This window comes from Kushneria aurantia DSM 21353 (assembly GCF_000382245.1).
GTDB lineage: Bacteria > Pseudomonadota > Gammaproteobacteria > Pseudomonadales > Halomonadaceae > Kushneria > Kushneria aurantia.
Genome location: NZ_KB907868.1, coordinates 175,124 through 182,774 on the forward strand (window position 1 = coordinate 175,124; position 7,651 = coordinate 182,774).

5 protein-coding genes are annotated in these 7,651 nt (G+C 59.8%); 3 read left to right on the plus strand and 2 right to left on the minus strand.

What is annotated here, in order from left to right; all coding sequences use genetic code 11:
- Positions 1 to 67: 67 nt before the first annotated feature.
- Both H146_RS0107375 and H146_RS0107380 read right to left on the minus strand, forming a co-directional pair.
- Positions 68 to 1,723 (minus strand): hydantoinase B/oxoprolinase family protein, encoded by a 1,656-nt coding sequence (locus H146_RS0107375; RefSeq protein WP_019951234.1) that lies wholly within the window; start codon positions 1,721 to 1,723, stop codon positions 68 to 70.
- A 1-nt stretch (position 1,724) separates the two neighbouring features.
- Positions 1,725 to 3,827 carry a hydantoinase/oxoprolinase family protein gene (locus H146_RS0107380; RefSeq protein WP_019951235.1) on the minus strand — a complete coding sequence of 701 codons (2,103 nt, stop codon included), beginning with the start codon at positions 3,825 to 3,827 and terminating at the stop codon, positions 1,725 to 1,727.
- On the opposite strand from H146_RS0107380, the gene H146_RS0107385 reads away from it, so the two are divergent.
- From H146_RS0107385 to H146_RS0107395, 3 genes are all read left to right on the plus strand, one after another.
- Positions 3,821 to 4,939, plus strand: coding sequence for a LysR family transcriptional regulator (locus H146_RS0107385; RefSeq protein WP_211213304.1), 1,119 nt, complete (start codon positions 3,821 to 3,823; stop codon positions 4,937 to 4,939). The two genes, H146_RS0107380 and H146_RS0107385, sit on opposite strands and share 7 nt — an antisense overlap.
- 98 nt (positions 4,940 to 5,037) lie before the next feature.
- On the plus strand, positions 5,038 to 5,958 hold the full coding sequence (locus H146_RS0107390; RefSeq protein WP_019951237.1) for an N-carbamoyl-D-amino-acid hydrolase: 921 nt from the start codon (positions 5,038 to 5,040) through the stop codon (positions 5,956 to 5,958).
- 21 nt (positions 5,959 to 5,979) lie between these two features.
- Entirely contained in the window at positions 5,980 to 7,416 is a 1,437-nt protein-coding gene (locus H146_RS0107395; protein ID WP_026351823.1) for an N-acyl-D-amino-acid deacylase family protein, read from the plus strand.
- Positions 7,417 to 7,651 lie beyond the last annotated feature (235 nt).

A 7,651-nucleotide genomic window follows, 5' to 3' on the forward strand; every position in this document is an offset into this window, starting at 1 on the left:
TTGTTGGTATTGTCGGTTCGGTGGGTAGCGACCGGGTCTTGCTCTTGTTGCCGGTCAGGTTGATTAATTACTCTTCGCCGGCAGTGCTGAAGGCATGAGGATATTGCTGTCTTGCCGCTCGCTCGGAGACGTAGCCGGCCTCGACATCCTTTTTGATCGTGCATGCCGGGCGTGTATCGGGCAGCCCGTAGCCGCCGCCGCCGGGGAGTTTCAGCACCAGCCGACGGTTGATCGGTATGGCCTGGCGCCCCTTGGCGCGTAGCGCGGTACCATCATCCAGCGCCACCACGCCGGCGCTACCCTCGCCACCGCCGTCGTGGCCGCGTGCGGGATGCCCAACGCGCTCGAACATGGCATTGAAGGTCAGTGTATAGCCTTCTCGTGCGGCGATTTCGATCTGCTGCCCCAGGCCGCCGCGCTGGCGCCCCGCGCCGCCGGAGTCGGGGCGTAGTTCCTTGCGCCACACCACCAGTGGGCCAACGCTCTCGGTTACTTCCACCGGCATGGTCATAACGCCGCTCGGAAAGGCGGTAGCGTCAAGGCCATCAAGCTGCGGCCGGGCACCACTGCCGCCACTGTTGAACATCAGGACCTCGCGGCTCGGGCCACTTCCGCTGGTAGGGTGGGCGCTGATCTGCAGATTCCACAGTGCGCTGGCGCCTTCGGCCGGAGGAATATCGGGACAGGCCTTGCGCAGCGCGCCCAGCACCAGGTCCGGGACCAGGTGGCCCAGTAAGTGGCGTGCGGCGACCGGCGCCGGACGTCGCGCGTTGAGAATACAGTCGTCCGGAGCGCTGAAGGTGAAGGGCTGCAGCGAGGCCCAGTTGTTGGGAATCGATGGGGCCAGTGCGCATTTGAGACCATAGCATGCATAGGCCCTGGTATAAGGCAACGGTACATTGATGCCGTAGCTGCTCTGCGCAGAGGTGCCACTGAAATCGGCGTGCAGAGTTTCACTACCGGTGTGCAGGGAAACCGCCAGTTCAATGGGAATATCATAGCCATCCAGCGGCATGTGGTAGCGAAATTCGCCGGCGGGCAGAGCTGCCAGTCTTTCACGAGTGGCGCGTCCACTGTTTTCGAAGATGAAGGCGGCAAGCTCCTCGATATCAGGCAGGTCGAATTCATCGAGCATCTCCAGCAGACGCTTGCGGCCGGTGTCGTTACACACCGCCAGTGAGAAGAAGTCTCCCACCACCTGCTCGCTTTCGCGCACGTTACCGCGCAGGATATCGATCAGATCCTGATTGACGCTGCCGGTCCGGAACATTCTCAGCGGCGGAATCAGCAGCCCCTCCTCATAAAGCTCGCGACCATCGGGCCCGAAACCGCGGCCGCCGATATCCACCACATGGGCGGTGGAGGCGAAAAAACCGATGCGACGACCCCGGCGAAATACCGGTGTGACCACCGTGAAATCGTGCAGGTGACCGGTCGCCAGCCAGGGGTCGTTGGTGACGAATACATCGCCGGGCGCCATGTCGTCGAAACGGTCGATGAAATGGAACACCGTCTCCGCCATGGTGTTAACGTGTCCGGGCGTACCCGTAACTGCCTGGGCCACCATGCGACCGCTGGCATCGAAAACCCCGGCGGAGAGGTCCCCCGCCTCGCGCACGCTGGTGCAGAAGGCGGTGCGGATCAGGGTCAGCGCCTGCTCCTCGACCACCGCGATCAGCCGATTCCACATGATCTGTTGCGATACCTGTAGGCTGGTGCTCATTTCAGGTCTCCTTGCGCTGACGCTCGATCAGCAGACAGCCATCCTGCTGGCGGGTAACATCGAAGCCATCAGGCACGATGGTTGAGGTTTCATCCTCGGTGACGATTATCGGGCCGTTGACGCTGACGCCGGCGGGCAGGGTCTCTCGGGCAATGACCCTGGCCTGCCCGAAGTCGCGTCGGGCGGTATCGAAGAGAGCGCGGTGCTCGACACTCTGTAGTGCGTCGTCGGTGGCCCGATTTCTGCACAACGGGTGTTGCTCGATCTCTGCCGGCGGAGTGCGCAGCGTCAGGGACCAACTGACCACCTCGACATCAAGGTCATCGACGGCGTGTCCGAAAACCCGACCATACTCGGCGATGAAATCCCGGCGTAGACGGTCGATCTCTTCCTCGCCAAGCGTCTCCCGGTCAACTTCAACCGGTATTTCCCAGCCCTGGCCGGCATAGCGCATATAGGCCCTGAGTTCGCGTTCGATCTCACCGCGGTAGCCCGTCTCCCTGATGAAGGTGGTCGCCTCCTGCTGCATGTCGGCCAGCAGGGCGTTGACACTTTTCTGATCGAAGTGTGACAGCCGCATGATGGCGCTGCGTAGTGACTCATAGCCGAAAGGAGCGCGCAGAAAGCCGATCGCAGAGCCCACGCCGGCGCCTGCAGGTACCAGCAGCTGATCGATACCCAGCTTGTCGCATAGCCGTGCGGCATGCAGAGGAGCAGCGCCGCCGTAGGCGATCATGGTGTAGCGCTCCAGCTCATGGCCGCTCTCCACAGCATGGGCGCGGGCGGCGTTGGCCATGTTCTCGTCGACCATTTCGGCGATGCCGTAAGCGGCTTCGATGGCATCGCCACCCAGCCTGTCGATGATGGCACTATCGAGTGCTGCTTCGGCTGCCCGGCGCTCAAGGCGCAGACTGCCGCCGGCGAAGTGGTCGGCATCGAGCCTGCCCAGCAGGAGATCGGCATCAGTGACCGTAGGCGCATCGCCGCCCCGGCCGTAGCAGGCCGGGCCGGGTTCTGAACCGGCACTCTCCGGGCCAATGCGGATCTGTTGCAATTCGTCGACATGTGCCAGTGAACCACCGCCGGCGCCGATCTCCACCATCTCGATCACCGGGATGGAGATGGGCATGCCGCTACCTTTCTTGAAACGCCAACTGCGCGCTACCTCGAAGGTGCGAGCGGTCCGGGGGCGCTGGTGCTGAATGAGACAGATCTTGGCGGTGGTACCGCCCATGTCGTAGGAGATGACCCGATCGAGCCCATAACGTGCCGCAATGTCGGCGGCGTATAGCGCACCGCCGGCCGGCCCGGATTCAAGCAGGCGGACCGGAAACCGGGCGGCGCTGTCCAGCGACATCAGGCCGCCGCCCGAGTGCATTAGATAGACCGGACAGCCAATGCCGCAGTCTTCGAGACTGCTGGCCAGGCGGTTCAGATAAGAGGCGATCAAGGGACTGACAAAAGCGTTGGCACAGACGGTATTGAAACGCTCGTACTCACGGATCTGCGGCGAAACTTCCGAAGAGATCGATACCGACAGCTGCGGAAGCCGTGTCAGCAGACGCTCACGTACCCTGCGTTCATGATCCGGATTGCGGTAGCTGTGCATCAGACCGACGGCGACGCTCTCGTAGCCACAAGCCTTGATGGCGTCGATCACCTCTTCCAACGCTGATTCATCCAGCGGCGCCAACTCCGTGCCCTCGGCACTCATGCGTCCACCCACTGTATAGCGGTGCTGACGGGCAATCAGCGGCCTGGGCAATACGATATTGAGATCGTACTGTTCGAAGCGACTCTCGGTGCGCATCTCGATAACGTCGCGAAAACCCTCGGTGGTAATGAAGGCAGTACGGGCGCCGCGTCGCTCGATAAGCGCATTGGTTGCCAGCGTGGTGCCATGTACCAGGCTTTCCAGCCGCGACGGCTCGACGCCGGCGCGTTCAAGCGTTTGCAGCAGCCCTTCGATGATGGCCTGCTCGGGGGCGTCATGGCGTGTCAGGACCTTGCCGGAGTAGAGCTGCTTCCCCACCTCGAGCGCTATATCGGTAAATGTGCCGCCGATATCCGCTCCTGCCCGAACACCGTGGAAACTCGTTGCCATTGGCTCTCCAGCGTGAATTGTTGTTGTCAGTCAATTCATCATTGGCCCATGGCGATGGGCGCGACAAGCGATGTTTTTTTGATGATCGACAAGTTTTTTTTGTCGTGGTACCGGGCAAGCTCATCGAGAGGGGCGTTCAACCCAGGACCGTTCAGTGGTGTAATCGGTTGCAAACAGGGTTAGACGAGGCAGACAGAATGGCGCTCAATCTGCGACAGATCGAAGTCTTTCGCGCGGTAATGACCACCGGCAGTATCAGCGGAGCATCCCGCGTGCTGATGATTTCTCAGCCGGCGGTCAGCCGTATGTTGTCGCATACCGAGCAGCGCATTGGTTTTCCGCTGTTTGAGCGCATCAAGGGCCGGCTTTACCCTTCACCCGAGGCGCGTCGCCTTTTTCGTGATGTCGAGAACGTCTATCGTGATGTGCAGCGCGTTAACAGCACGCTTTACGATCTCACCCAGAGGCGGCAGGGAGTGGTTCGTATCGCGGCCAGTTCGAGCCTCGGCCATCAGGTGGTCCCCAGGGCAATGACAAGCTTTCGGCAAGAACATGGTGTGCGGGTCAGTCTCGACTGTCAGCGCCATACCCAGCTACGTGATCAGTTGCTTGATCGTCAGGCTGATTTGGGTATCTCGCTCTTCCCGGTCAGCCATCCCAATCTTGAAGTCAATCCTCTGCACCGCGCTGGCATGGTCTGCGCCTGCCCGGCTGATCATCCGCTGGCCGGTCGCGATAGCGTCACACTACCGGAATTGCGTCATTTTGAACTGATCGGTTATGGCGCAGAAACGCCGTTTGGTATGCATATCCGCACCGCTTTCGAAGCCGCTGGTGAGCCCTGGCGGCCGGCTACCGAGGTTGACTCACCGCATTATGCCTGTGCACTTGCAGATGCCGGGGGCGGTATTGCGCTGATTGACGAGTTCAGTTGGCGGGGCTGGCGCAGCGACAGGCTGACGGCAGTCCCTCTGCCGGTCGAACAAAGGCTGATGGTCAGTCTGGTATACCATCGCACCGAGCCGTTATCACAGCTGGCACGGGCCTTTATCAAACATCTTGAAGTCGCGTTGGCAGATCTGGGTCAGTGCGAGGACGATAGTCGTCATTAACAAAAAGTTATAGCTTTCCGATAGATCGGTATAAGACAGTCGCCTTGAAAGTCCTGACACTGAGTCTCAACGACAATAATTGATCAGGCGGACAGGCAATGCGTGAATGGATGATTGGCGCTGCCCAGATGGGCCCGATTCAGAAAAGTGACAGTCGCGAGGCGGTCGTTGCGCGAATGCTGGCCCTGCTGGACAGCGCCGCCGAACAGGGCTGTGAGCTGGTGGTGTTTCCCGAGCTGGCGCTGACAACCTTTTTCCCACGCTGGTACATGGAAGATCAGAGCGAGGTAGATTACTGGTTCGAGCGTGAGATGCCCGGTGCGACCACCCGGCCGTTGTTCGAGCGCGCTCGTGAGCACGGTATTGCCATCTCCTTCGGTTACGCCGAACTGACCCCCGAGGGTCGTCACTTCAATACTTCCATTCTGACCAATCGCCGCGGCGAGATTATCGGCAAGTATCGCAAGGTGCACCTGCCGGGGCACGTCGAACATGACAGCGAGCGCGATTTTCAACATCTCGAAAAACGCTACTTCGAGCCGGGCGATCTTGGCTTCGAAACCTTTGACAACGACGGCACCCTGATGGGGATGTGCATCTGCAACGATCGACGCTGGCCCGAGACATGGCGGGTGATGGGGCTGCAGGGCGTCGAACTGGTGATGCTGGGGTACAACACGCCCTCGGTGAACTCCCAGAACGCTGGAGAAGGGCTGGAAAAGCGCCTCTATCACTCCGAACTGTCGGTTACTTCAGGCGCTTACCAGAATGCCACCTGGGCGGTCGCGGTGGCCAAGGCCGGCGACGAGGATGGTCATCCGTTGATGGGCGGCTCGATCATCGTCGACCCCGATGGTTTCGTGGTGGCGCGGGCCGACAGCGAAGGTGACGAACTGATCACCGCCCGCTGCGATATGGACCGCTGTCAGTTCGGCAAGACCACCATCTTCGACTTTGCCCGCCATCGCCGCATCGAGCACTACGGGCGCATCACTTCACAGACCGGCGTCGAGCGCTGAAGGCGTGATCGGGAGGCTATCATGACATTCGATGTAATCATTCGTCGCGCTCATATCATCGATGGAACCGGCGTCCCGCCTTTCATCGCTGATGTAGGGGTCGTTGGCGAACGTATCCTTGCCATCGGTGAGCTCGACATGGCATATGCCGACCGGGTAGTTGAGGCGGCGGGCCGTTACCTTGCGCCCGGCTTCATTGACGTTCATACCCATGATGATAACTGTGCGATCCATCAGCCGCAGATGCTACCCAAGATCAGCCAGGGCATCACTACCGTGATTGTCGGTAACTGCGGGATAAGCGCCTCGCCGGTTCGTCTCGCGGGAGAGGTGCCGGACCCAATGAACCTGCTTGGTGATAGCGACGATTTTTTCATCAACTTCGAAAGCTATGCCAGTGCGGTCGAGTCTGCCGCTCCTACGGTCAATGTGGCGGCACTGATTGGCCATACCACATTACGTGCCGGCGTTATGAGGGATTTCGATCGTGCCGCCAGCGAGGCAGAAATCGAAGCGATGCAAGACACTTTGCGAAGCGCTTTGAAAGCGGGCGCTATAGGGCTCAGCAGCGGGCTGGCATATACCAATGCCCGCTCGGCGCCTGAAAGCGAGGTCAGGGCGCTGGTTGAGGTGGTTGGCGAGGAGGGTGGTATTTACACCACTCACATGCGCAACGAACGCGATCAACTGTTCGAGGCGATGGATGAGGCCTTCGCGACCGCTCGGCATGGCCGGGTACCACTGGTGATCTCGCATCTCAAATGTGCCGAGCCGGAGAACTGGGGCAACAGCGAGCATGCCCTCGATAAACTCGAAGTGGCTGCTGGGCAGCAGCCCTGTAACTGCGACTGCTACCCCTATGCGGCCTGCTCGACCACGCTCGATCTGTGGCGGGTTTCCGAGCGCTTCGACATCCTGGTGACCTGGTCGAAACCACATCCTGAAATGGGGCGCCGCCTGCTTGGCGAGATTGCCCAGGAATGGGGTGTTGAGCTGCATGAAGCGGCACAGCGATTAATGCCTGCGGGGGCGATCTACCACAATATGGATGAAGCGGATGTGCGCCGGATACTGGCTCATCCACTGACCATGATTGGCTCTGACGGCCTGCCCGGTGACCCTAATCCGCATCCACGATTATGGGGAAGTTTTCCGCGCGTGATCGGACATTACTGCCGCGATGAGGGGCTATTCGCATTGCCTGAGGCGATTCGCAAGATGACTTCGATGTCTGCAGCACGTTTCGGTCTGACCGATCGTGGTGTGATCCGCGAAGGCGCCTTTGCAGATCTGACGCTGTTCGATTTCGATAGTGTCATGGATGGTGCCAGTTTCGTCGAGCCGACCCTACCGGCCGTTGGCATTGAAATGGTGATGGTCAATGGTGCGATGAGCTGGGAAAAAGGTCATGTAAAGGAGCGAGCGGGGCGTTTACTACGTCGCGCTACGAACTTCTGATATTTCGCAAACGCAGCAGGATACGATAAAAGCTGCATCATACAACAATGAAAACGAGGTTGAGCCATGATATCGACATTTTTCGAAAAGCGGGATGACAGTCAGTACGCTGCGATTGCAGGGTTGGCACTGGGTATCTGCGGCGCGCTATATAGTCGGTCCTGAAAAACCAAAAATCACCGTGAAATCATGATTATGCGCCTGGATGATGCTCCCTTTTCGGCGTAAAATCTGG

Excerpts from the sequence above, each read along its gene's own strand:
- H146_RS0107390 (WP_019951237.1), top strand. The coding sequence starts at position 5,038 with ATGCGTGAATGGATGATTGGCGCTGCCCAGATGGGCCCGATTCAGAAA.
- H146_RS0107395 (WP_026351823.1), top strand. The coding sequence starts at position 5,980 with ATGACATTCGATGTAATCATTCGTCGCGCTCATATCATCGATGGAACC.
- H146_RS0107380 (WP_019951235.1), bottom strand. The coding sequence starts at position 3,827 with ATGGCAACGAGTTTCCACGGTGTTCGGGCAGGAGCGGATATCGGCGGC.
- H146_RS0107375 (WP_019951234.1), bottom strand. The coding sequence starts at position 1,723 with ATGAGCACCAGCCTACAGGTATCGCAACAGATCATGTGGAATCGGCTG.